Below are 23,817 nucleotides of genomic sequence, written 5' to 3' on the forward strand. Positions count from 1 at the left end.
TTAAAATTGATACCTCAACTGAAGTTTAACTTCTGACTTTTTATTCCCTTGTATTTCATCTAGATAGGTACCTACAGTTTCAACATTTTTGTAACTAAACATCGCATACCTTGCCCATACATTAAGCTTCTTAGTTAGGTTGTATTTCAAATTCAAATAGGTTCTAAAACCTTTTCCGCTATACATACCGAAAGCAAAACTGTACAAAACATCATCTTCATAAGCGTAAATACGACTATTGTAACTAGCAGTGTTGAAATATGCAACTCTAACATTGCCCCTGAATTTCGAAAACATAGGTGCATAACTCACATCTTGATAAAGTAAATAGCCAAATTCAGGTGTATTTTCACCTTTCTGGTATTGGGAACATTCTATTCTATTTTGAAATAGCCATTTTTTGTTTAGTTGCCAGTTTACTTCCGCTCTGTAACCTTCCTTTTTTACGTCGTCTAACTGATGGATGGGCAGTTCCAAGTCTGCATTCTGTTGTTTATTTTCTGTTTTAAATCTTAATAAAATCTTAAACGTTTTGTTTGGGGTGTAAATTGATTGACCCAATATTTCGAAACCTTTTGACGGAGCATCAACCAAATATTTTAGCCAAGGAAATTTATAGTAATCCCCATAAAATGAAAATGACCAATGCTTATTGGGGATCAGATTTAAACCGGCATAAATTCCCCTTTCATTAACCGCTTCACTCGATTCTGCCAAACCTTGGTTGAAAAAGTTGTGATAATCTACATCGTAATGGCGATAACTTATTGCAGCGGAAACAGTTGGCGACAAGCTAATCAGCACCCCATTTACATAAGCTAAACCACTTTTTAAACTTTTTCCGCCTTCGCCAAAGAAATAAAAATTCTTGTAGGTGTAATTGTAGAATAATCCAACATTCGTTAAAGCATCGCCTGTAAAACTGAATTGATCATATAGCGAAGACTGCGTAATGAATCGATTTCCGTAAATACTGTGGTAAGCAATAGCGCCAAGGCCTAAATCATTTTTGTTGTATTGAACTGCTGCACCGAAAATCCGTTGACTCAATACAGCTTTATTTTCTATTTCTGAGGGTGTTCTATGCAAGCCAGTTTGGTTAATCGTGGCTTGCAGCAAGTTTGCATTGTCGTCCATCTCTTGGCTTGCATCCAAATTTTTGGATGAAAAGAAAGGTGTTACATCAAAATTTTTGTAAAGATTAATTGTTGCAGATGCACCTCTTAAAAAGTAATATTCATTTGCAGAACGATAAGGCCTTAAACCTAGGTCCTTCTTTGCAATACTCGTAACGTCAGGGCCCTTGCCAAAAGCAAATCCCGACCACATCGTTAGCCCTTGTCCAAATTGTAGAGTATAATCACCCAAGACAGCTTTTTTAATCTGTCTAAATTTATAAATCGATACATTTCCAGAAAGAAAATCAATGGGTTTACCAAGCCATTTTTCGCCCGCATCCTTTTCAAGCGTTAATGCAGCAGAAACAATCGTTCCGTAATGGTACCGATACCTAGTTTGGAATCTTTCAGGGCCACCCAAATAGCGATTACCGGGCAAATCGGTGAAGCCTTTTTGTTTTTGCAAGGTTTGAGCATAGCGCATCACCAAATCATGTTCTCCCAAATTCTTCAAGTTTTTGAAGGTAAGTTGTTCATAGGCTGATTCTTGACTTAAAGTGACAAAGGGGAGCAAACATTTAACGGTGTTTACATCAAAAGCATCAATGGCTTGTAACTCTAAAACATCCACAAAATTTCCATTCTCTTTTATGTGGCTGAAAAAATTGCTGATTTGCAAGGGCGAAAGAAAAACCAATGTTTTTAATTCTTCTGGCGAAGTTCGATTCAAATTAATGGGGTGCTTTCTTAGCCGATCTAATACATCAATAAGTTCGGTAAGGTCATAATCATCAGGTAAATTCTCGGCAACGCTTTCTAAAATATCATGCAGATTAACCTCTTGTTCAACGCTTTGTGCGCCTGCATTGAGTACAAATAGCACAATTAGCAAAATCAACAAACTAAAACGCATATCCTAGGGCAATCTGGGGCGCAGAACCTAAATTCGCATCGTAGGTAGTTGCCATGTCTAGTAAGAATTTCTTATAGTTTAATCCAAAGCCTGCATATTGTTTAAATGGCTTGGCGCTCAACCCGCCACGTAAGCTCAGTAAACTCATGAGTTGATATTCGAGACCAAATTTCACTTCTATTTGATTATGAATAACTTCACTTATAGTTGCAGCAAGTAAAACCCTATCAGATGCCAAATAACTTGCACCAATGTTAAATGAAATTGGAATATTAGCGGCAATTTCTGCACTATTGAACTTTTGTTTTGAGGGATTGCTCACGAATGCGCCAAAAATCAGCTGATTATCGAAATGATAAAGGGCGCCCAAATCCACAGAAAAGCCCTTTGTAGCACCATAACTCGAAATTTTGATTTGGTGATAATTTGCATTGATGGCGGTAGAAAAGTTATCACCAAATTTTTTGGCATAAGCAAAACCAATTTTGTGCTCATTGTAGGCAGAAAATCCGTAACGCTGAAAACTTAGTCCAACAAAATTTTGCTTAAAGGGAAGCACAGCAACAAAAGCTTGTGTGCTAATTTCATTACTGAAAAGGTGTTTAATATAGTTGATGGAAATTGATAGCTTTTGCAGATTGGATATCGCAGCTGGGTTGGCCTGTACAGACCAAACATCAGAAACGGCTGCGCCATTGTTGCCCATAGCCGTGAGCCTCGGACCGAGATTGTTTTGCGCAAAAAGGGTAGGAGTTGATAACAGAATCAACAAAAAACTTAATATTTTCATGCGTGGGCGTTAACCGGGACGTCAAAAAAAATAGAGTGATTTGTTGTTTTTAAATGTAGTAATTTATGGTGATGAAAATCAAATTAAAAATACAATTATAATTCTTGAGCTAGGTTTACTAAAAATCCTTTTAGTTTTTCTAATGAATCTATAATCTTTTGGTTTTCTTTAACGCCTGATCTGTTATTCTTTAAGTAATCTTTTGCGCCTTTTAGGGTGAATCCTTTTTCATCAACCAAATGAAAAATGATTTTCAAATTTTCAATGTCTTCTGGTGTAAAAAGGCGGTTGCCTTTCTTATTTTTTTTGGGTTGAAGAATATCAAATTCCTTTTCGTAAAAACGGATTTGAGATGCGTTTACATTAAACATTTCAGTCACTTCGCCCATGGTATAATACATTTTATTAATGTCTCTTTCTTTATACGGCATAACTTGTGCTTGATTATTAGGGTTTTACATCGATTAATTAAAGTGCTCAAATGTATCTCTATTTTTCCTGATTAACGCAATAAAATTTTAATTTTGTTCCTCCAATATTATACCAATGACAGCACAAGAGATTAGACAGGCATTCCTAGATTTTTTTAAAGAGAAACAACATCATATTGTACCATCGGCACCAATTGTAGTTAAAAACGACCCTACGTTGATGTTTACAAACGCCGGAATGAACCAATTTAAAGATTTGTTTTTAGGTGAGGCCGCAATAAAATATCCTCGTGTTGCCGATACACAACGTTGTTTACGCGTATCAGGAAAGCACAATGATTTAGAAGAAGTTGGGATTGATACCTACCACCACACGATGTTTGAGATGTTGGGCAATTGGAGTTTTGGCGATTACTTTAAAAAGGATGCCATTGATTGGAGCTGGCAATTGCTCACTGAGGTGTATAAAATACCGAAGGATAAGCTGTATGTAACCTATTTTGAAGGTGATGAAAAGGAAGGCTTAGCAAAAGACCAAAAGGCCTATGATTTGTGGAAACAATATGTAGATGAAAGCCATATTTTGCCTGGAAATAAGAAAGATAATTTTTGGGAAATGGGCGATACGGGGCCATGTGGCCCATGCTCTGAAATTCACGTAGATTGCCGTACCGATGCGGAAAAGGCTTTGGTTGATGGTGCTACGCTCGTAAATGCCGATCATCCACAAGTAATTGAAATTTGGAACAATGTATTTATGCAATTCAACCGATTGAAAGATGGGTCCTTGCAAAGTTTACCAGCTAAGCATGTTGATACTGGAATGGGTTTCGAGCGTTTGGTGAGGGTTTTACAAGAAAAAACTTCTAACTACGATACCGATGTTTTCCAACCAATGATTCAGTTTATTGCAGAAAAATCGGGTGTAAAGTATGGTACAGATGAGAAAACAGACATCGCTATGCGGGTTATGGCCGATCATATTCGTGCCATTTCATTTGTAATTGCCGATGGACAGCTGCCATCAAACAATAAGGCTGGTTATGTAATTCGTAGAATTTTACGCCGAGCAGTACGCTATGCCTATACCTTTTTAAATTTCAAAGAACCTTTTTTAAATCAACTGGTTCCGTTATTAGCCGAGCAGTTTAAAGGGGTATTTGAAGAATTGATTTCTCAGCAAGATTTCGTACAAAAAGTTGTTCTAGAGGAAGAAGTTTCTTTTTTAAGGACGTTATCTACAGGTATTCAACGTTTTGAAAAATACCAAGCCAACAATAATGTAGTTGAAGGGAATTTTGCATTCGAATTATCTGATACTTTTGGCTTCCCGATAGATTTGACGGAGTTAATGGCGAGAGAAAAGGGTTGGAGTGTAGATTTGGCTGGATACGAGCAATCGCTTAAAAAACAGAAAGATGACAGTCGCGCAGCCACTGCAATTGATACGGGCGACTGGGTAATTGTCAATACTGATGATCAAAGTGAATTTGTTGGATACGATGATTTAGAAATTGAAACCGAAATTTTAAAATATCGCAAGGTAAAGGCAAAAGGAAAGGAACAATATCAAATTGTATTGCGCCAAACACCTTTCTATGCTGAAAGTGGTGGTCAGGTTGGAGATACAGGCCGTTTGGAAGATCATAGTCGCCAGTTTTGGGTTGATATTACCGATACCAAAAAAGAAAATGGCTTAACCGTTCATTTTACAGATTTATTACCTGATAACCTTGAGGGTAAGTTTTGGGCAGTGGTAGATGAAGACAAACGGATTTTAACAGAGGATAATCACTCCGCAACCCATTTACTACATGCCGCGCTTAAGCAAGTTTTGGGCAAACATGTAAATCAAAAGGGCTCATTGGTTAATGCAGATTACTTGCGCTTCGATTTTTCTCACTTCGCAAAAGTAACGGACGAAGAATTGGCTCAAATAGAAGTGATTGTAAATCAGAAAATCAGGCAAAACATAAAACTGAAAGAACAAAGAAATGTCCCTTATCAAGATGCCATAGAAAGTGGTGTAACCGCTTTATTTGGCGAAAAATATGGCGATTTTGTTCGGATGATTACCTTCGACGATCATTTCTCTAAAGAACTTTGTGGTGGTACCCACGTTAAAGCTACAGGGCAAATTGGTTCATTTAAAATTATTGCGGAAAGTGCAGTTGCAGCCGGAGTACGCAGGATTGAAGCCATTACAGCAGATAAAGCAGAGCAATATTTCTTAGATCAACGCAAAGAACTTGGTCAATTAAAATCCTTATTGAATGGTGCTAAAGATCTAGCAGCAGCTGTTCAAGCCCTGCTCGACGAAAACGCCAAACTGAAAAAAGAGATCGAGAAGTCTACTTCGGAAAGAGTGAATAACTTGAAGCACGAGGTAGTTCATCATATGAAAACCATCAATGATGTTAATTTAATCGCAACACATATCGATTTACCCAATGCTGATGCCATTAAAAACTTAGCATTCTCCATTAAAGATTTGGTAGATAATCTTTTCTTGGTTTTCACTACTGAGATAGATGGTAAGCCAGGCATCACGATTATGCTTTCTGATGAATTGGTGAAAAAAGGCATGAACGCATCAAACATTGTGAGAGAATTGGGAAAAGAAATTCAAGGCGGGGGCGGAGGTCAGCCTTTTTATGCAACCGCTGGAGGTAAAAATGCTGCTGGATTAAAAACAGTGTTGGAAAAAGCGGAAAGCTTTATACCCCAATAAATTGATGTTTTCACAGCACCCAAAGCATTAATAAATGAAAAGAGGCAATTTTCGCTTAAGAAAATTGCCTCTTTTTGTTTGTCTCGATTACTCAAAATCAAGTTCGATTCAACAAAATGGTGTTGATTGCTGCATATTGTTTAGTGCCTGCCATGTTTCTCTCTATGTCCTCTGGAGAACAAGCTTGAATTTACTCTACTATCATGGCGTCTATTGTCAAAGTGTTGCGGTTTGTAACGACCTCTAGGAGCGCTGTACCTCACTCGGTTTCCGCCACCATAAGAAGTTCTGTAATAATTCACATGATTGGAATATTTTACCCTATGCGTATTGTAGCTGCGATATGGACTATTTCCATAAACCACTACCTTTCTACCTCGGTGTAGATCATAACCTCTGTATCTAGCAGGGAGGTACCTCGATCTGGTCCAACGATTTCCGCTTAAATAAACAAATTGTCTTTGCGGTACGTAATAATAAGACTGAACTTCTGGGAGATAGTAATAATTAACACTTTGGTAACCCGCCGGAATCCATGTGGGTTGGGCACCAATGTTAACGTTTAAACTGACTTGAGCGTTTGATTGATTAGATGTTAAAGCCACGATACCTACAATCGCGGAGATGATTAATAACTTTTTCATAATCTAATGTATTTGTGTGTATTACTGAATATTCAAACGTTGTGCCAAAGTATCTATTGTAACAGAGATATATATATTAAAAATAACTTGCGAAATGATGTAAACTTTGTTAATTTTAAACGACAATTTAACAATGTTGGAATGAAACTAGAGAAACCTCCCTTTATTGAGATCAATATCGATTACCTGAAACGAGTTTGGAAAGGTGACTTTGATGATTTCTTAAGTAAGGCTGATGAAGGATATTACTATTGGGACGATTTAAAATACAAGAAGGTAACACCTTTTGAGGACCCGGTGAAAAATTGGACTTTGATAAAGTCTTATAGATCTTCAAAGTATGAAAACATTGTTTTAGGAAAATACAAATTCAACTATTTTCTATCATCTTACATTTCCAAAAACCTACATGATTTTGATTCTAAATTATTAGGAGGATTGCAAAAAAACCCAATCCTGTCTTCTGACAGGGATGAGTTTCTGAGAAATTCACTGCTAGAGGAAGCGGTTGCCTCTTCCCAGGTTGAGGGAGCCGCGACAACAACCAAAGTAGCAAGAGAGATGCTCAAAAGCGGGAGAAGCCCGAGAAATGAGTCTGAACAAATGATTTTCAATAATTTGCGGGCCATCCAATATATAAACGAATTTCTCGACATTCCAATTGATTTCAAACTCATCATTGAACTTCACAAAAGAATGACCGCAAATACCGAAGCGGAGAAATATTCTGGCAATTTTAGGACGAGTGAAGTTTATGTAACAGATCATTTAGACGGAGAAGTTGCCCACATACCGCCCCATTGGGAGGAAGTTGAACTTTTAATGCAACAACTTTGCGATTTTATTAACGATGATCAGCATTTTATACATCCGATAGTAAAAGCTTCCATGATCCACTTTCTTATTGGCTTTATCCATCCTTTTATTGATGGAAATGGAAGAACTTCAAGAGCTTTATTCTATTGGTACCTACTAAAAAAAGGATATGTTTTAGTTAAGAATATTTCAATTTCAAGAGTTATACTCGAATCAAGAACCCAATATGATAAAGCTTTTTTAAAGACAGAATATGATGACAACGATTTAAATTATTTCATATCATATAGTGTTAAAAATATTAAAGTAGCCTTCGAAAAACTTGTAAAGTATAGAGATCGGAAATCAGAAGAACGCAAACAAGCCAATACAATATCATATGAACTTTTAAGCAGAGGGCTTAACAAACGACAAGCAGATTTAATTGGATATCTATATCTAAAGGATAAAAATACAATTACATTAAATTCGTATGCACGTGAGCATCAAATTGTTAGGCAAACGGCGAGTAAAGACATCAATGAGCTTATTAAAATGGGATTAATCTCAGAAAGTAAATCATCAAAGCCATATTCTTATTTTTTATCAGATAGTAAAGTAATTGAGAACTTCATTCGATAATTAATGACCACGAAAGGTATCGTTAAATCAATAACAACTCTACATTCATAATTTGGGGTTATATTTTTTGCTCTTTAACAATACCCAAAACATAAGCTCCGTAGAGTAGTTTAATTGAGACATCTGATTTAACATACTTTAACTATATTTGCTTCAAATAACATTTAAAGGCATCATTTTATATGGGTTTAGGTACAAACCAAAATAAATTCGAACTCGTTTCAGGATTGGAGATTCACGTTCAATTAAACACAAATACAAAAATTTTCTCTGCTGAGCGTGCTTCTTTTGGCGCCTTGCCTAATCAAAATATATCTACTGTATCGTTAGCATTGCCGGGTGCGTTGCCAAAACTTAATAAAGAAGTCATTTCAAAAGCCATTAGAATTGGCCTGGCTTTAAACTGCACCATAAACCAAACCAATCACTTCGATCGGAAAAACTATTTCTATGCCGATTTACCAAAGGGCTACCAAATTACGCAAGATAGCCAACCCATTTGTGTTAAAGGATTTTTAGAAGTGGAACTTGCTGATGGTTCGACCAAGAAAATTGGCATAAACAGAATTCATTTGGAAGAAGATGCTGGCAAAAGCATTCACGATCAAGATGATAACTATTCTTTGGTTGACTTAAACCGGGCAGGCGTTCCTTTGATCGAAATTGTAACCGAGCCAGATATTCGCAGTGCGGAGGAAGCTTCTGCTTTATTAGGCGAAATTAGAAAGTTGGTACGCCACTTAAACGTAAGCGATGGGAATATGGAAGAAGGAAGTTTACGTTGCGATGCAAATATTTCCATCCGAGAAAAGGAATCAACAACATTTGGTACCCGCTGCGAAGTGAAAAATCTAAATTCTATGCGTAACGTACGCAGGGCCATGAAATTTGAATTTGGGCGACAGGTGGAAGTCATCACAAATGGTGGAGAAATCATTCAAAGCACCTTAAATTTCGATGCCGAAAAAGGAACAACTTCGCCCATGCGAACCAAGGAAGAAGCAAATGATTATCGATATTTTGCAGATCCAGATTTACAGCCAGTGGTGATTTCTGATGCTTGGTTGGCTGAAATTAAATCGGCAATGCCTGCACTCCCGAATGACATTGCTAAACAAATGATTGCCGAATTCGGAATCAGTAAAGCTGATGCAACGCTTTTTGCAGAAGACATTGATTTACTCGCTTATTTCAACAATGCCCTTGCCACAGTAACCAATAAAAAAAGCCTAATTAACTGGCTAATTGGTCCAATACGGGCGCTCTTAAATGAGAGCGGTATTTCCATTGCCGACTATAAAGTGAAAGCTGCGCACCTCGCAGAAGCAATTAACTTAGTTGATGAAAAGAAAATTACTCAACAAATTGCCATTCAACAGTTGTTGCCCGCTTTGGAAAAGCAAGACGTATCAAATGTTGAAGGATTAGCGCAAAAACTAAACCTGTTAATTTCCGAAAACGGAGATGAGTTGGGCGGATACATTGATGAGGTATTCAGCAAATATCCACAACAAGTAGAGGCATACAAAAAAGGCAAGAAAGGTGTTTTAGGCTTGTTTGTTGGCGATGTAATGAAACTTGCAAAGGGCAAAGCAGATGCTAAAAAACTAAACGAATTGATTCTTGAAAAGTTAAAATAAGAACACATAATCCATAATTAACATACCGATGAAATTAAAACATATTAGCCTGATTGTATTGATCGCAGTGGCATTTGCTGCATGTAAACCCAAAGATAGCTTTGTAATCGACGGGACCTTCCAAAACCCAGGAACAGAAAAAAAAGTGTTCCTATTTGGGATGCAAGGCAGTAAGATGATTGCCATAGATTCTACCAATCTTTCTGAAAAGGGCGCGTTCAAGTTCATTCGTAAGACCCCCTCAGTAGATTTTTTCAGGGTATCAGTAGGTAACCATGAATTTATGCTCATTGCACAAAATGGTGATGAAATTAAATTGGAAGCAGATTTAGCAGATAAAACCTTGGCTTACAAAATCTCCGGTGCCCATGAAGTAGAAAAACTATCAGAGTTAAACGCCCTTAGAAATAACTTTGCTAAACAAGCAGAAAAGTTGCAAGCCGATTTCGAAGCTCAGGTAAGCCAACAACCTCAAGATAGAAGCGCCATTTTAGAGCGTTTAAAGCCTCAATATGAATCATACATCAAACAACTAAACCAATCAATACTAAAATTTGCCGCAGATAATAAAGGTACCTTGGCGAGTTTCTATGCTATGAATACTTTGAGTCCGCAGGAATATGAAGCTGAACTGGTAAAATTTAGCGATGAGATAAAGCAAGACATTAAAGGAAATGCAACGGTAGATACCTTTGTAAAACAAATGGCGATGCTCAAAGCTGTACAAATTGGCCAACCAGCACCAGCATTTACAATCAACACAGCGGACGGTAAAGCCGTTAGCCTTTCAGATTATAAAGGCAAATATGTTCTACTCGATTTTTGGGCATCTTGGTGTCAACCTTGTCGCCAAGAAAACCCGAACGTGGTAAAGGTTTATAAACAGTACAAAGATAAAAACTTTGACATTTTAGGCATATCCTTGGATACGGATAAAGCGGCATGGTTAGGCGCAGTTAAAGCGGATGGTTTAACGTGGACACATGTTAGCGAATTGAAAGATTTTAATGGCAGCACGGTGAGAAAATATCAAGTACAAGCTATACCAGCTTCATTTTTAATTGATCCAAGTGGAAAAATCGCCGCCAAAAACCTGCGTGGTGAAGAGCTGGATGCGTTTTTAGCAAAAACGTTACGTTAAAAGAAACTCAATGTTAAACTAATTTAAGTCGTTAACAATTTATTAACTTAGACTTAACGGTATATTGCATCAGAGACACTACTTTCGTAACAAATATTTAATTTATGAACAATCCAGGTCAGAAAATATTAATTGTTGATGATGAACCAGATATTCTGGAATTAATTGAATACAATTTAAAGAAAGAAGGATATCAAGTTTTCTTGGCCTCAAACGGACAAGAAGGTATAACGGTTGCCAAAAAGGTTCATCCTGATTTAATTATTTTAGATATCATGATGCCTAAAATGGATGGTATTGAAGCCTGTCGCTTGATGCGAGCCATCCCGGAGTTTAAAAATACGTTTATGGTATTTTTAACGGCTAGGAGCGAAGAATATTCAGAAATTGCCGGTTTCAATGTGGGTGCTGATGATTATATCGCCAAACCAATTAAGCCACGTGCTTTGGTTAGTCGAATTAACGCCATCCTGCGAAGAAATTCAGGTACCGAAGAGGTATCAGAAAATAAATTAGAAATAGGTGATTTAGTTATTGATCGTGAAGCCTATTTAGTTTTTCAGGGTGGAAATAAAGTAGTTTTAGCCAAAAAAGAATTTGAGTTGCTTTATTTATTGGCCTCAAAACCTGGTAAAGTTTACACACGCGAATCTATCCTTAAAAACATTTGGGAAGATTCTGTAGTGGTAACCAATAGAACCATCGATGTTCACATTCGTAAGCTCCGTGAAAAACTAGGAGAAACTTACGTATCAACAGTAAAAGGCGTGGGGTATAAATTCGAACTTTCCTAAACCACTCAAATAAATTTTAAGCCACAAATTCGTTGGGCCAACCGCGATTTTGTGGCTTTGTTATGAAATAATCAAACTATTCCCTTTCAATTAAATAGATCGCTAGAGCACCCTTAAAAAAATAAATCGTATTTTTGCACTTCATTAATACTTGTACAGTTTGAAGTTTCCAAATTTTAAAGACCTTATTCTTTTCGAAGACAACGATTTCATTGTTATCAACAAACCACCATTTCTGGCTTCTCTTGATGAGCGGGGAGGCTCGGGTGAAACGAATGTTTTACGGCTTGCTAAACAGTACAGTGATGATGCACAGGTATGTCATCGGTTGGATAAGGAAACATCAGGGGCTTTAATTATCGCTAAGAATCCAGAGGGTTATCGTCATGCCTCCATGCAATTTGAGCGTAGAAAAGTAAATAAAACGTATCATGCAGTGGTAGATGGCCATGTAATATTTGATAAACTCTTGATTGATTTGCCCATTTTAAACGATGGAAATAAAAATGTAACCATCGATCGGGCAGAGGGTAAGCGGGCAGAAACCATCTTCGATTCATTAAAGTATTATAAACATTATACATTGGTAGAGTGTAAGCCGATAACGGGAAGAATGCACCAAATCCGCATTCATTTGGCTACGCAACGGGCTGCAATTGTTGGCGATGAGATGTATCGTGGTAAACCAGTATTTTTATCATCTATTAAGCGCGGTTACAAATTAACAAAGGGCGAAGAAGAGCAGCCCATCATGAAGCGCTTTGCATTGCATGCTCGCCATTTAATTTTTAAAGGTTTGAACGATCAAGACATTGTGATTGATGCGCCATACCCTAAAGATTTTGCAACGTTGATTAAACTACTGGATAAATTTGACGCTTAAATAAGGTCAAAAAATTTATCCTCCATAAACAATTTTGCTACATTTGGATTATTCGCTCTATAGAAAAATCCCAAAGCATGTACATCCGATTTGTAAATTACCTTGATACGCTAAACCAATACAGGAAATCTAAACTATCAAACCGTAATTTCTTAATTATACTTGCCGTAATTGTAGGTATTTTAGCCGGATTGGCTGCTGCTGCTTTAAAAAGCCTTACGCATCACATTGAAGAGTTTTTACAGTCTGATTGGCACTGGAAGTACAAGTATTATTTATACTTCATCTTTCCCATGATTGGCATTTTCCTCACTGTACTCTACATCAAATATTTCATCAGAAAGAGCAAGTTCGAAACGGGTTTAACGCCTTTGCTTTATGCCATTTCTAAGAAATCGAGCAGGGTAGAACCACATAATATTTATTCGCAAATTATTACTGCGGCGATTACCGTTGGGTTTGGAGGTTCAACAGGTTTGGAGGCACCCATTGTAACCAGTGGATCAGCAATAGGCTCTAACTTAGGTCGATTGCTTGGCTTATCTTACCGGGAAATTACGATGTTAGTGGCTTGTGGTGCAGCAGCTGGGATAGCAGGTGCATTTAATAGCCCTATCGCAGGAATTGTTTTTGCCATCGAAATTCTCTTGCCAGAATTTACCATACCTGCATTTATACCTTTATTACTTTCTGCGGCAACTGCAGCCGTGGTGGCTCGTTTATTTTATACCCAACAGCTGTTTTTCCTAGTAACGGAAGGCTGGCAGGTTAATGCATTGTTCTACTACGTTATCTTGGCCCTGCTTATTGGTTTATTCTCCATTTATTTTACAAAAGCCAATTATGCAGTTAAGGGCCTTTTTTATAAAGTGAAAAGCCCATATAGCAAAGTGGTTATTGGAGGCCTGATGCTGGGTGTAATGGTTTTTCTTTTTCCCACCCTTTATGGAGAAGGCTACATTACCATAAAGAATTTACTAAGTGGAGATTACCTGGCGGTGATTAACAATAGCATTTTCTCAGATTACAACAACATACCTGCTTTGGTTGTTCTGTTCACCTTAGTAACCATCTTTATGAAATCAATAGCCACCCTGGTTACCTTGGGTGCAGGTGGTAACGGCGGAACGTTCGCCCCAAGCCTGATTATGGGCGGTTTAATCGGTTTCATTTTTGCCTATGCGGTAAATTTAACCGGAATTGCAGAACTAAACGTTGCCAATTTCATTGTAGCGGGCATGGCGGGTGCATTGGGTGCTATTATGCATGCTCCATTAACAGGAATCTTTTTAATTGCAGAAATTACAGGTGGCTATATTTTGATGGTTCCATTGATGATTACCACGGCTATTTCTTATGCCGTTAATCGCAGTTCTCAAAAGCACTCGATTTATACCAAAGCATTGGCTGATAAAGGCGAACTTTTATCACATGAAGATAAAGACACCACAGTACTAAATCAGATGAAACTAAAATATCTGGTCGAAAAAAACTATCCCCAGTTAAACATGAATGAGCTAATTTCTTTTAAAATGAAAGATATTTTGCAGTCGCATAAAAACATTTGTGCCATTACCGACGAAATTGGGGATTTTAAAGGAATCATTTATGTGGAGGAACTCTTTAACGAAATGATTAACAATGCAGATAAAGAATCGATTACCGCTTCACATTTAGTACAATCTGCCCCAGCTTTGATTCATTCTGATGAAGATTTAAAATCGGTTTTACAGAAAATGGAGCAAGACAACGTTTGGATTTTGCCAGTGGTAGATGGCACGAATCGATACATGGGTTTCGTATCTAAAACAGCCATCTTCAATAAATACAGAGCTTTGCTGATGCGCCAAAATGACTATATGGGATAGTTCTCAATACAAAGATCTATAAATTAGTTCAAAAAAAAGTTGGAATAATCCAAGATTGCTCTCTTATATTCCAACTTGATCTGTCTTAATAGAATTAAAAACCTACGTGGTTTCTGCTCGCTTTAAACCGAACTTTTCAATTTTACTGTACAGGTGACTTCTTTGAATATCAATCTCATCGGCCGTTTTGGAAACATTCCAGTTGTTTTTTTCTAGCTTAAATTTGATAAACTCTCGCTCTGCATGGTCTTTATAATCTTGGAAATTATTAAAACTATCGAAAGTAGAAGCTAAATTAGAGCCTGCTGCACCAGCAATTTGAGTGCTAGTTGCTGCCCCAATGTTTGTACCACCACCAGGGTTGGCGAAGGCACGAACATCATTTTCAGTAATTACCTTATCACTTAAAATAATTAAACGCTCAATCATATTATGCAGTTCACGTACGTTACCTGTCCAAGGTAAAGCTTGCAAAGCGGCCATTCCACCCTCATTAATTTTCTTAACCGGCATTCCGTAATCATCGCAAATGCGCTCCAGAAAATTCTGAGCAATTACCGGAATATCATCAATTCTTTCTGTTAAGTGAGGAACGTGAATATTAATCACATTTAGCCTGTGGTATAAGTCCATTCGGAAATTACCGTCTTCAATTTCTTTTAGTAAATCTTTATTTGTAGCGGCCAACACGCGCACGTTTACTTCAATCTCTTTCTCACCACCTACGCGTGCAATTTTATGTTCTTGCAAAGCACGAAGTACTTTTGCCTGTGCAGAAAGGCTCATGTCGCCAATCTCATCCAAAAACAAGGTACCGCCGTTAGCCAACTCAAATTTACCAATACGCTGTTTTACAGCAGAAGTAAAAGAACCTTTTTCGTGCCCAAACAATTCACTTTCAATTAATTCTGAAGGTATTGCCGCGCAGTTTACTTCGATTAAAGGGCTATCTGCACGGTTCGACTTTTCGTGCAACCAACGGGCCACCAACTCTTTACCACTACCATTTGCACCTGTAATTAAAACACGCGCTTCAGTAGGGGCAACACGCTCAATTGTTTCTTTAATTTTAGATATACTTTCAGAGGTGCCTAGAATTTCGCGGGTTTTGCTGACTTTACGTTTTAAAACCTTCGTTTCCGTAACCAATGTCCCACGATCTAGACCATTGCGAACGGTTATTAACAGTCGGTTTAAATCTGGTGGTTTGGAGATGAAATCGAAAGCACCTTTTTTGCTGGCCTCAATTGCGGTTTCAACTGTTCCATGCCCCGAAATCATGATGAAAGGTAAATCTGGTTTAATAACCTGTGCTTGCTCTAACACTTCCATACCATCCATCTTATTCATCTTGATGTCGCAAAGTACAAGATCGAAATTGCCTTTCTTGATCATTTCCAGACCATCAATGCCATTATCAATATCTTCTACTTCGTAATTTTCGTATTCAAGAATTTCGCGTAAGGTACTTCTTATCGCCCGTTCATCATCAATTATTAATAGTTTAGCCATTCGGGATTTTATTATGCTCTTATAAGTGCGAATATATTGTTTTTTAACTAATGTATAGTTTTTTATACAATCATTTTCTGCTATAAACGGTAAATTTTATAAAAGGTTTTATGCAGAGATAAAATAAAAAGTTGAGTTTTATTTTGAGTTTAAGTTCTGCATTTTTAACATCAAAATAGATGTAATTAATCAATTTGATTGTCAAATAGTTGAAGCGTTCAAGAACTAAATCCCCTTTGGTCAATCAGAACCCTAATTCACGCATTCCAAAACAATTGCAAAGAAGAAATTAAAAAAATGCAGGTCTATAAGCCGGGTTCTGTTTTTCGATTACTCGAAATTTCTATCATTAATCCACTATAAACGTTGCCGTTTATCTCTAACGACCTACCCACTAACATCGGACGGGCAGCCCTACATGCGTTAGCCTATTTGGTCTTTCAACTCCCGGGGTTTACAAACCACTACAGTTGCCTGCAATGCTCGTGCGCTCTTACCGCACGTTTTCACCCTTACTCCGATAAATCGAAGCGGTATATTTTCTGCTGCACTAATCCGTAATTCAAGTTTTCATTCTTGAACCCCTTTCCGTTAGAAAGCGAGATGCCCTGCGTTGCCCGGACTTTCCTCTCTCTCGATTTTACTCGAAACAGCGATAGAACAACCTGCATTTTGCGCAAAGATGGGCTTTTTTAGCCAAAAAAAATTAAGAATTTTGATTATTTGCAATTCTGCAATTGGGTAGAAACCTGATCATAAGATACAAAGCCTTGTTTGTTTCCAAATGAATTCGTTACATAAACCATTACCTGAGCCACATCTATATCCGCCAATTCAGGAAATCCTGGCATTTTTTCTTGATAGGTTTTATCATGGATCACTAAAGTTTCACTAGCTCCATTTTTAATTATGCAAGCTAAACGAGCCTTATTGGTTTTCAGGAAAACTGAATCGGTAAGAGGCGGAGCTAACTGACCTAAACCCTCACCATTTTCGCCATGACAATTCTGACATTTTGCTTTGTAGATATCCTTTCCATTCGACATGTAGTTTTGCAAATCGATGGTTTCCTGATTTTGGCAAGAAATTATGATGGCAATTACTGAACAGATCAATATGGAATGGATGATAAACTTGCGCATGTTATGTTTTATTAATAAGTCATTTCGAGCGGAATAACAAGCAACCCCGATTCGCTCGAAATGACAAAAAAATTCTAATTTCTATTTCTTGTATTCGGCTAACAAAACCGGAATATCTCTTTTCAATTGTTCAACCTGATCTTCCTTGGTACCATCGTAGGCACCACGAATTCGCCTGTCTTTGTCTATCAAAACCAAATATCCTTGATGAATGTAGCCATCTTTGGCTGTACTATCTTCGCCAACAGCTACTAGGTAATTCTTTTCTGCCAAGGTGTAAACGCTATCCTTAGTGCCATACAGAAATTGCCATTTCGATCCATCAACACCTAGTTTTTGCGCATATTTCTTCAATACAGATGGTTTATCGTATTTAAAATCAATGGTATGCGATACAAACATCACATCTGGATTGCTCTTAAACTCATTATAAACCGTCATCAAATTGCGGTGCATGGTAGGGCAAATGGTGGTACATGAAGTGAAGAAAAAATCAGCAATGTAGATTTTTCCATCGGTAGCTTTATTGGTTGTAACCACACTATCTTGGTTTAAGAAAGACCAATTTGGAATCGTTTGATAAACCGTGTCGATTTTTTCCGTCCCGTTGGCATCCTTTACGGTTTCGGCATGTCGTTCGCCATAAAACGGAAGTTTCTTATCCTGTTTGCAGGCATAGAAAAAAGTGAACAATGCTAGGCAAATGGCTATAAAGAAATGATTTTTGATCATGGTAATTTTATTATGCTGTAAATATACTTACATGGAATGGTTTCCTATTTATTTTTAACATAGTTTGTTGGTTTCGCAACAAATTTTTGCTTACAACTCTCGCTGCAAAAATAGTACGTCTTTTTGTTGTACACCGTGCTTTTTGATGAAGTTGGTTTCACTTTCATCTTACAAACCAGATCTACCTCTACCTTTTGAATTGAATCGGTTGGTAATGCGAGCGTATGAGCTACCGTAATATTTGCAGACGACTGACTTAAAAATGCAATAAAAATTATCGCCGTAATTAAAAAACTTATTTTTTTCATGCTATTAAATTTAATTTTTGTGTACCGATGTGGGAGTTTTGGCGCTGGCTTTCAATATCTTAAGGACTGAATCTGATTCTTTTGTCACTTGGATGTAGCCGTCTTCTACCGCTCTAATTTTTATCATTTGAGATTTATAGTAGGCTAAATTTTCATCTTCATTTTTACCTTTAAAATCATCTTTAAAAAAATGCATCCAATCCATCATGTTTTCGTCGGCTTTGTTTAGTCTGCTAATCAAATCAACAATTTTCGTTGTATCGGGCGATTGTTTAGCTTTTTCTGCTAGCAAAAGTGTATCAAGCTTCATTTTATTTTTGATTACCTTTTCACCGTCAATCATCACCTTATCGTGGATGTTCAGCACTTCTGTACGAATGGCTGATGAATCAGGTTCGGTTTTGCAGGAGGCTATTGTCATTACAACTAAACCAAACGCTAAGATGTTTCTCAATTTCATTTTATCTGATATTAAAAATTGTATGTGATTCCCAAATGAACTTTTCCTGCACTCATTGGATGGTCTGTTTCGCCCTCCCAAATGTTTTTTTGTATGCCGGCATTGAAGGCTACGTTTTTGTAAAACACATCTAAACCAATACCACCCATCAAATTGTTCATTACATGCTCTCCGGTTTTTACGCCCTTGTATTTTTCTCCTCCAGAGTATTCATAAAAAAACTGTGCTGATGGCATAACCTGAACATCTTGACCAATTCTTTGGGTATAAAAAATATTTAAGAAGCTTGTGGTGCTGTTCGCAATGCTTTCCTCTTCACTATTTGTTCCATTTACTTTATAGGAGGTGTTGAGGCTCGCACCGAACTTGCCAACTCCAACCAGATAATTAAGGTAAACAAATCCATCTGTACTTCCAGTACCGCCCTGCATCAGAGAGGAGTAGCGAATGCCCTCATTGTTTTTGAAATCATTCTTTCCTGTAGCAAGTTTAATTCCTGCGCCTGCAATAAGTTGCTGTTTAAATTTACTTTCCGTTTTTTGAACTAAATGATAGCCTGCATAAAAATTGACATCTCCTATGCCCGAAAGCGTAGAGGTGTAGCCGTTATATCGCTCGCTGTTTGATACGTAGGGTAAAATGGCATTTACTTCCAATCTGCTGGTGATAAAGTATTTCCCGCGTACCTCTAAAGATCGATACAGTTCATAATCCTCTGGGTTGCCATCGTGATTGGTGATGGGCGAATTTTTACGATCTGAAGGGATAAAAAAGCTTCCTCCTTTTGGAAATAAGGAATGTTGCTGACCATTATAGCCATTAAAAGATCGATATCGGTACAATAAACTAATGCTATTTCTATTTAGGTATGGTGTAATTCCCATAAAACAACCGCAAATGTCGCATGCTATGGCTTGTGTACCCATCAGCATGAGAACTAAAATGAGCAGTTTACGACTCACTGTATAATGTATTTTTGATAAATTCATTGTCTGTTAACGTTTTTAAAAATGCCTTGATTTGATCTCGTTCAGTTGTGCTCAGAGTAATTCCATTTTGAAGTTGAACGTCCAAGTTTGGAGCAGCCTTAACCCCAGAATTGTAATGTTCTAAAACTTCATCCAAGCTATAGAAACGACCATCATGCATGTAGGGGCTTGTATATTCAATATTGCGCAGCGTTGGCACCCTGAACTTACCAATGTCGGTGCTGAGGCCAGTAATGTGGGAGCGTCCTTCATCTGCACTTACTTGATCCAATCCATTACTACGATAAGAAAAATCTGTAAAAAACGGCTCTGCATGGCAGGAGGCGCATTTTGCTTTAAACAAATTATAACCAGCCATTTCTGCTGCCGTAAAAGCTGTTCCACTTTCTTTGCGCATCACTTTGTCGTATTTAGAATTTCCGGAAACCAATACCGCAGTAAACTGTGTAATAGATTTAAGTACCCGTTGAGAATTGATTTCAGTAGATCCGAATGCCTTATTAAATAAATCAGGATATGGTGCTGTATTCTTGAGGAACGCAATTATCGTTGGCAAATCTGTTCCCATTTCACAAGCATCCGTTATCGCGTTTATTGGTGAAGTTTCTATATTTTTTACTCCACCATCCCAAAAAAAGGCCTTTTGCCAAGCCAAATTAAAAAGGGGAGGCGTGTTTCTTTTGCCCTGACAATTGTTAACGCCATGACTAACGCGATGATCGAGCTGAGCAAAACCAGCAAATTGTTGATGGCAACTTCCACAAGACACACTTTTATCGGCAGATAATCTGGCTTCGTAGAACAGTTTTTTTCCCAGAGCGAAACCTGCATTCGTTAGTTTGTTATCTTCAAAATTGTATGCTGGAGTAGGGAAATTGGATGGAACTGAAAAGGTAATGTTCTTTTCTTCAGGGTTAACTTCCGATTCCTCTTTACTACAAGCATACATCAATGCAATGCTTAAAAAAAGCATTGTAAAGACGATAGATTTCCTCCACATCCTAATTATGAATATGATCTAAACGGAATAATCCATTAGCATAGTTGTTGGCCACTAGAACCGAATTTTCGCCACCCATGGTGAAATTAAGCTTGGAAAAACTAACATCAGCTTTACCCGTAAACAATGCTGCAGCATTTACAATAAAGTGCATATCAGGTTTTTTATCCGTTCTTATTCTTAATGGATTTGCTGCATTAATGTCTGTAGCAAAGGTTCTAATGGTATTGTTAGGGTCTAACACACCTCCAATATGAAAGGTTAATGCATTATTTGCTGCCGTAGATTGTGGCGAAGTGCCTTCAAATTTGACAAAAATATATCCACTATTCCAAGTCCAGAACATGCCATTGGTTGGGTCTAAAGCTCCAGTTTGTGCACCTGCAAAATTACGGGCATAATCCACCCCAATGGTGTATTCCACTCGCGTATAATCGCCTGTTGGTATGTCTTTTAAGGTTATTTCTTGCGAATCTGATTTCGCCGCATCAATTAAAAAGTAACTCTCCGGAATTAAATAGACTGTTCCATCTGCTTTACTTAATTTAATGTTGCTCACATAATATTTAAAGATATTGATTTTGAAATCTTCGCCCTTAGCGTTTTTGTAACTTGTTGTATTTAAAACCAATGGCGCACCATTTACTTGATTTTCAAACTCCATAGTAAAGGTAGATTTGGTGTCGGGCGTAACAGTATCATCATTTTTTTTGCATGATGTTAAAAATATAAGCGGGCATAACAATGCCAATAAGTATTGTGATAATTTCATCTTGTGAAAATCGATTATGAAAAAAATTAAATAATAAAAAACTCTGGAAGAAATTCCTGAGGATAAGGTCGTTAAGCGCAATCTTTCAAAAATGACTGACAAGTACCTGAAACAAATTCAGGATAACGACAAAAATTAAATTTTACTTAAACCGTTTTCGGTGGATGAAAAATAGAAACAGAAAGGTCTTTCACCGGCTTTTCGATGTAACCACTTTCTGATTTAATAAGGAAATACGGGAGATCCTGATTGACTGCAACGACTTGAAATCTAGGTTCAGCCTCTGCAACTCTTTTGATATTCTCTTGCGCTTGTTTGTTTTTGCTCTCCAGATCCTTCAATTTTCGAGCTAGGAAACATTGTCCATCGCAATGTAATTCTGGATGCGCTTTATTGATACAAAATACACTGGTGATGTATTCTTTATTCATTTGGTAACTAGAATAAACCACCAATTGCATTGCACCTTGAGATAGGGTGAATGCGATTAATAGATATATGACTAGCTTCTTGAACATGTTATTTGCGACAAAAGTATGCAAAGAAAATGATAGCCACAAAGAAAAGCAGAGAACGACTTCAGAAATGATTCCAAATTAACAAATTGCTGTCAGTTTGGAATGTGGTGTTTGGTTGTAATCATAAAAAAATCCAGATGCCAATCAGACATCTGGATTTTGAAACAAAATATTTATACGCTGTTAAGCCTGTAAATCAGCCATTACAGATTTAATTTTATCACCTAATTGCTCATTAACTGCCTTGAAATCTTTGCGGTCTGCTAGGGCTGCATTCACACTGCAATAAAATTTAATTTTGGGTTCTGTACCACTCGGGCGTGCAGAAACGATGCTCCCATCTTCGGTAATAAATTGTAAAACATCAGATGTTGGATAATCCAATTTAGAAACTTTCCCCGTAGCTAAATCTGTTTCCTGACTCAATTCGTAATCCTTTAATACGGAAACTTTAGAACCACCTAATGAAGCAGGTGGGTTGTTTCTAAACTTCTCCATCATGGCCTTAATTTCTTCGGCTCCAGTTTTACCTTTTTTAGTAAGTGAAACTAAATCTTCTTTATATAAGCCGTACTCAACATACATATCCAACAAAGCATTGTATAAACTTGCGCCTTTATCTTTGTAGTAAGCTGTCATTTCGGCGATGAATGCGGCAGAAACCACAGCATCTTTATCCCGAACTAAATCGCCAATTAAGTAACCGTAGCTTTCTTCGCCACCTGCAATAAAAGTTTTCTTTCCTTGTAATTGGGTGATGATCTGCCCAATCCATTTAAAGCCCGTAAGGGTGTTAAAATATTCCACATTTTTAGCATCACAAATGGCTTTAATTAAACTGGTGGTTACAATGGTAGATACCACAAACTCATTACCCGTTAGCTTACCATTTTCTTGCCAAGCTGTTAAAATATAGTTGATTAATAAACTTCCTGTTTGATTTCCATTAAGCAAAACCCACTCGCCATCGTTATCTTTTACGGCAATACCAACACGATCTGCATCAGGATCCGTAGCCAGAACCAAATCTGCATCAATCTCTTTCGCCTTATTCATGGCCAATGTTAAAGCTTCTTTTTCTTCTGGATTTGGATAAACAACGGTTGGGAAGTTACCATCTGGCTTGCTTTGTTCTTCAACCAAGGTAACATTGGTAAAACCAAACTGCTCCAATGCCTTTGGCACTAAAGTTATACCCGTTCCGTGGATGGGAGAATAGACAATTTTTAAATCATGTTGTCTTTTAATGGCATCGGGAGATAGTGAAAGGGCTGTTATGCCATCTAAATAAAGTTGATCTACATCTTCTCCAATCAACTCAATATTTTCCTCCACTCGATTGAACTTTACCTCATCGATACTTGTAATTTTATTTACCTCATCAATGACCAACTTATCATCAGGTGATGTAAATTGACCACCATCTGCACCATAAGCCTTATAGCCGTTATACTCTTTAGGATTATGTGATGCAGTGAGCATTACGCCACTTTTACAACCAAAATGGCGCACGGCGAATGAAAGCTCTGGAGTTGGCCTTAAAGCCGAGAAAAAATAAACGTGAATGCCGTTTGCGGAGAAAACATCAGCAGTAATCTTTGCAAAGAAATCAGAGTTATTTCTGCTGTCATGTGCAATAGCCACACTAATTTTTTCGCCTGAATATTTTTGATTTAAATAATTAGCCAAACCTTGGGTGGCTGTGCCAATAGTGTATTTGTTTACTCGGTTTGAGCCAGCGCCCATAATTCCACGTAAACCGCCAGTACCAAACTCTAAACTTTTATAAAAAGCGTCGGTAAGTTCTGTAGTTGCATCTTTATCAACAAGGGCTTGAATTTCTGCCTTTGTATTTTCGTCGTAATTTCCGTTTAACCACTGATTGATTGTGGCTTGAGTTGATTGATCAATTGCTTGCATTGAGCTTTGTTTTGTGATTAATATCTGGTGTTGAACAAATTTAAGGTGATGATGTTTGGTTTAAACCAATTTAT

Annotated in this window: 21 protein-coding genes and 1 other RNA gene; 7 read left to right on the forward strand and 15 right to left on the reverse strand. The window is 37.4% G+C overall.

Features of this window, described 5'->3' with window-relative positions; translation table 11 throughout:
• From DHW03_RS03750 to DHW03_RS03760, 3 genes are all read right to left on the reverse strand, one after another.
• On the reverse strand, positions 1 to 2,031 hold the full coding sequence (locus tag DHW03_RS03750; protein WP_109924388.1) for a helix-hairpin-helix domain-containing protein: 2,031 nt from the start codon (positions 2,029 to 2,031) through the stop codon (positions 1 to 3).
• A complete protein-coding gene (locus DHW03_RS03755; RefSeq protein ID WP_133248496.1) occupies positions 2,021 to 2,821 on the reverse strand; it encodes a PorV/PorQ family protein in 801 nt (266 codons plus the stop codon). The genes DHW03_RS03750 and DHW03_RS03755 overlap by 11 nt, the downstream gene beginning before the upstream one ends.
• A gap of 95 nt (positions 2,822 to 2,916) precedes the next feature.
• A complete protein-coding gene (locus DHW03_RS03760; RefSeq protein ID WP_109924390.1) occupies positions 2,917 to 3,252 on the reverse strand; it encodes a MerR family transcriptional regulator in 336 nt (111 codons plus the stop codon).
• Between the two features lie 115 nt (positions 3,253 to 3,367).
• On the opposite strand from DHW03_RS03760, the gene alaS reads away from it, so the two are divergent.
• Entirely contained in the window at positions 3,368 to 5,983 is a 2,616-nt protein-coding gene (gene alaS, locus DHW03_RS03765) for an alanine--tRNA ligase (protein WP_109924391.1), read from the forward strand.
• 140 nt (positions 5,984 to 6,123) lie between these two features.
• Here the strand turns inward: alaS and DHW03_RS03770 are convergent, their stop codons facing one another.
• Positions 6,124 to 6,627 carry a hypothetical protein gene (locus DHW03_RS03770; RefSeq protein ID WP_109924392.1) on the reverse strand — a complete coding sequence of 168 codons (504 nt, stop codon included), beginning with the start codon at positions 6,625 to 6,627 and terminating at the stop codon, positions 6,124 to 6,126.
• Between the two features lie 141 nt (positions 6,628 to 6,768).
• Between DHW03_RS03770 and DHW03_RS03775 the strand changes: the two genes are divergently transcribed.
• From DHW03_RS03775 to DHW03_RS03800, 6 genes are all read left to right on the forward strand, one after another.
• A complete protein-coding gene (locus DHW03_RS03775; RefSeq protein WP_165825353.1) occupies positions 6,769 to 8,064 on the forward strand; it encodes a Fic family protein in 1,296 nt (431 codons plus the stop codon).
• Between the two features lie 182 nt (positions 8,065 to 8,246).
• On the forward strand, positions 8,247 to 9,704 hold the full coding sequence (gatB, locus tag DHW03_RS03780; RefSeq protein ID WP_109924394.1) for an Asp-tRNA(Asn)/Glu-tRNA(Gln) amidotransferase subunit GatB: 1,458 nt from the start codon (positions 8,247 to 8,249) through the stop codon (positions 9,702 to 9,704).
• Positions 9,705 to 9,732: 28 nt separating this feature from the next.
• The gene (locus DHW03_RS03785; protein WP_109924395.1) at positions 9,733 to 10,845 is read left to right on the forward strand and encodes a peroxiredoxin family protein; all 1,113 of its coding nucleotides are present in this window, start codon (positions 9,733 to 9,735) and stop codon (positions 10,843 to 10,845) included.
• A 104-nt stretch (positions 10,846 to 10,949) separates the two neighbouring features.
• On the forward strand, positions 10,950 to 11,639 hold the full coding sequence (locus tag DHW03_RS03790; protein ID WP_109924396.1) for a response regulator transcription factor: 690 nt from the start codon (positions 10,950 to 10,952) through the stop codon (positions 11,637 to 11,639).
• 160 nt (positions 11,640 to 11,799) lie between these two features.
• The gene (locus tag DHW03_RS03795; RefSeq protein ID WP_109924397.1) at positions 11,800 to 12,522 is read left to right on the forward strand and encodes an RluA family pseudouridine synthase; all 723 of its coding nucleotides are present in this window, start codon (positions 11,800 to 11,802) and stop codon (positions 12,520 to 12,522) included.
• A 77-nt stretch (positions 12,523 to 12,599) separates the two neighbouring features.
• Positions 12,600 to 14,390, forward strand: coding sequence for a chloride channel protein (locus DHW03_RS03800; RefSeq protein ID WP_109924398.1), 1,791 nt, complete (start codon positions 12,600 to 12,602; stop codon positions 14,388 to 14,390).
• Positions 14,391 to 14,492: 102 nt separating this feature from the next.
• On the opposite strand, the gene DHW03_RS03805 is transcribed toward DHW03_RS03800, so the two are convergent.
• The 11 genes from DHW03_RS03805 to DHW03_RS03855 form a co-directional block, all read right to left on the reverse strand.
• Positions 14,493 to 15,902 carry a sigma-54-dependent transcriptional regulator gene (locus DHW03_RS03805; RefSeq protein WP_109924399.1) on the reverse strand — a complete coding sequence of 470 codons (1,410 nt, stop codon included), beginning with the start codon at positions 15,900 to 15,902 and terminating at the stop codon, positions 14,493 to 14,495.
• 292 nt (positions 15,903 to 16,194) lie between these two features.
• An RNA gene (gene rnpB / locus DHW03_RS03810) (RNase P RNA component class A) lies at positions 16,195 to 16,574 on the reverse strand.
• Between the two features lie 47 nt (positions 16,575 to 16,621).
• Positions 16,622 to 17,044, reverse strand: a complete 423-nt coding sequence (locus DHW03_RS03815) for a c-type cytochrome (RefSeq protein WP_109924400.1) — start codon at positions 17,042 to 17,044, stop codon at positions 16,622 to 16,624.
• An 81-nt stretch (positions 17,045 to 17,125) separates the two neighbouring features.
• Complete coding sequence (locus DHW03_RS03820) at positions 17,126 to 17,776, reverse strand: SCO family protein (protein ID WP_109924401.1); 651 nt, start codon at positions 17,774 to 17,776, stop codon at positions 17,126 to 17,128.
• A 44-nt stretch (positions 17,777 to 17,820) separates the two neighbouring features.
• Positions 17,821 to 18,084 (reverse strand): YHS domain-containing protein, encoded by a 264-nt coding sequence (locus DHW03_RS19405; protein ID WP_205940957.1) that lies wholly within the window; start codon positions 18,082 to 18,084, stop codon positions 17,821 to 17,823.
• 10 nt (positions 18,085 to 18,094) lie between these two features.
• On the reverse strand, positions 18,095 to 18,544 hold the full coding sequence (locus tag DHW03_RS03830) for a hypothetical protein (RefSeq protein ID WP_109924402.1): 450 nt from the start codon (positions 18,542 to 18,544) through the stop codon (positions 18,095 to 18,097).
• Positions 18,545 to 18,555: 11 nt separating this feature from the next.
• Positions 18,556 to 19,533 (reverse strand): transporter family protein, encoded by a 978-nt coding sequence (locus tag DHW03_RS03835; protein WP_109924403.1) that lies wholly within the window; start codon positions 19,531 to 19,533, stop codon positions 18,556 to 18,558.
• Entirely contained in the window at positions 19,496 to 20,506 is a 1,011-nt protein-coding gene (locus DHW03_RS03840; protein WP_240618462.1) for a cytochrome-c peroxidase, read from the reverse strand. The genes DHW03_RS03835 and DHW03_RS03840 overlap by 38 nt, the downstream gene beginning before the upstream one ends.
• 28 nt (positions 20,507 to 20,534) lie before the next feature.
• Complete coding sequence (locus DHW03_RS03845; protein ID WP_109924404.1) at positions 20,535 to 21,305, reverse strand: MbnP family protein; 771 nt, start codon at positions 21,303 to 21,305, stop codon at positions 20,535 to 20,537.
• A gap of 146 nt (positions 21,306 to 21,451) precedes the next feature.
• Positions 21,452 to 21,736, reverse strand: coding sequence for a hypothetical protein (locus tag DHW03_RS03850; protein WP_133248497.1), 285 nt, complete (start codon positions 21,734 to 21,736; stop codon positions 21,452 to 21,454).
• 270 nt (positions 21,737 to 22,006) lie between these two features.
• Positions 22,007 to 23,743 (reverse strand): phospho-sugar mutase, encoded by a 1,737-nt coding sequence (locus DHW03_RS03855; RefSeq protein WP_109924406.1) that lies wholly within the window; start codon positions 23,741 to 23,743, stop codon positions 22,007 to 22,009.
• Between the last annotated feature and the right edge of the window lie 74 nt (positions 23,744 to 23,817).

It is taken from the genome of Pedobacter yonginensis (genome assembly GCF_003173595.1).
GTDB lineage: Bacteria > Bacteroidota > Bacteroidia > Sphingobacteriales > Sphingobacteriaceae > Pedobacter > Pedobacter yonginense.

Excerpts from the sequence above, each read along its gene's own strand:
- DHW03_RS03835 (WP_109924403.1), bottom strand. The coding sequence starts at position 19,533 with ATGAATTTATCAAAAATACATTATACAGTGAGTCGTAAACTGCTCATT.
- alaS (WP_109924391.1), top strand. The coding sequence starts at position 3,368 with ATGACAGCACAAGAGATTAGACAGGCATTCCTAGATTTTTTTAAAGAG.
- DHW03_RS03790 (WP_109924396.1), top strand. The coding sequence starts at position 10,950 with ATGAACAATCCAGGTCAGAAAATATTAATTGTTGATGATGAACCAGAT.
- DHW03_RS03805 (WP_109924399.1), bottom strand. The coding sequence starts at position 15,902 with ATGGCTAAACTATTAATAATTGATGATGAACGGGCGATAAGAAGTACC.
- DHW03_RS03820 (WP_109924401.1), bottom strand. The coding sequence starts at position 17,776 with ATGATCAAAAATCATTTCTTTATAGCCATTTGCCTAGCATTGTTCACT.
- DHW03_RS03785 (WP_109924395.1), top strand. The coding sequence starts at position 9,733 with ATGAAATTAAAACATATTAGCCTGATTGTATTGATCGCAGTGGCATTT.
- DHW03_RS03775 (WP_165825353.1), top strand. The coding sequence starts at position 6,769 with ATGAAACTAGAGAAACCTCCCTTTATTGAGATCAATATCGATTACCTG.
- DHW03_RS03815 (WP_109924400.1), bottom strand. The coding sequence starts at position 17,044 with ATGCGCAAGTTTATCATCCATTCCATATTGATCTGTTCAGTAATTGCC.
- DHW03_RS03770 (WP_109924392.1), bottom strand. The coding sequence starts at position 6,627 with ATGAAAAAGTTATTAATCATCTCCGCGATTGTAGGTATCGTGGCTTTA.
- DHW03_RS03845 (WP_109924404.1), bottom strand. The coding sequence starts at position 21,305 with ATGAAATTATCACAATACTTATTGGCATTGTTATGCCCGCTTATATTT.
- DHW03_RS03830 (WP_109924402.1), bottom strand. The coding sequence starts at position 18,544 with ATGAAATTGAGAAACATCTTAGCGTTTGGTTTAGTTGTAATGACAATA.
- DHW03_RS03855 (WP_109924406.1), bottom strand. The coding sequence starts at position 23,743 with ATGCAAGCAATTGATCAATCAACTCAAGCCACAATCAATCAGTGGTTA.
- DHW03_RS19405 (WP_205940957.1), bottom strand. The coding sequence starts at position 18,084 with ATGAAAAAAATAAGTTTTTTAATTACGGCGATAATTTTTATTGCATTT.
- DHW03_RS03800 (WP_109924398.1), top strand. The coding sequence starts at position 12,600 with ATGTACATCCGATTTGTAAATTACCTTGATACGCTAAACCAATACAGG.
- DHW03_RS03850 (WP_133248497.1), bottom strand. The coding sequence starts at position 21,736 with ATGAATAAAGAATACATCACCAGTGTATTTTGTATCAATAAAGCGCAT.
- gatB (WP_109924394.1), top strand. The coding sequence starts at position 8,247 with ATGGGTTTAGGTACAAACCAAAATAAATTCGAACTCGTTTCAGGATTG.
- DHW03_RS03750 (WP_109924388.1), bottom strand. The coding sequence starts at position 2,031 with ATGCGTTTTAGTTTGTTGATTTTGCTAATTGTGCTATTTGTACTCAAT.
- DHW03_RS03840 (WP_240618462.1), bottom strand. The coding sequence starts at position 20,506 with ATGCTTTTTTTAAGCATTGCATTGATGTATGCTTGTAGTAAAGAGGAA.
- DHW03_RS03755 (WP_133248496.1), bottom strand. The coding sequence starts at position 2,821 with ATGAAAATATTAAGTTTTTTGTTGATTCTGTTATCAACTCCTACCCTT.
- DHW03_RS03760 (WP_109924390.1), bottom strand. The coding sequence starts at position 3,252 with ATGCCGTATAAAGAAAGAGACATTAATAAAATGTATTATACCATGGGC.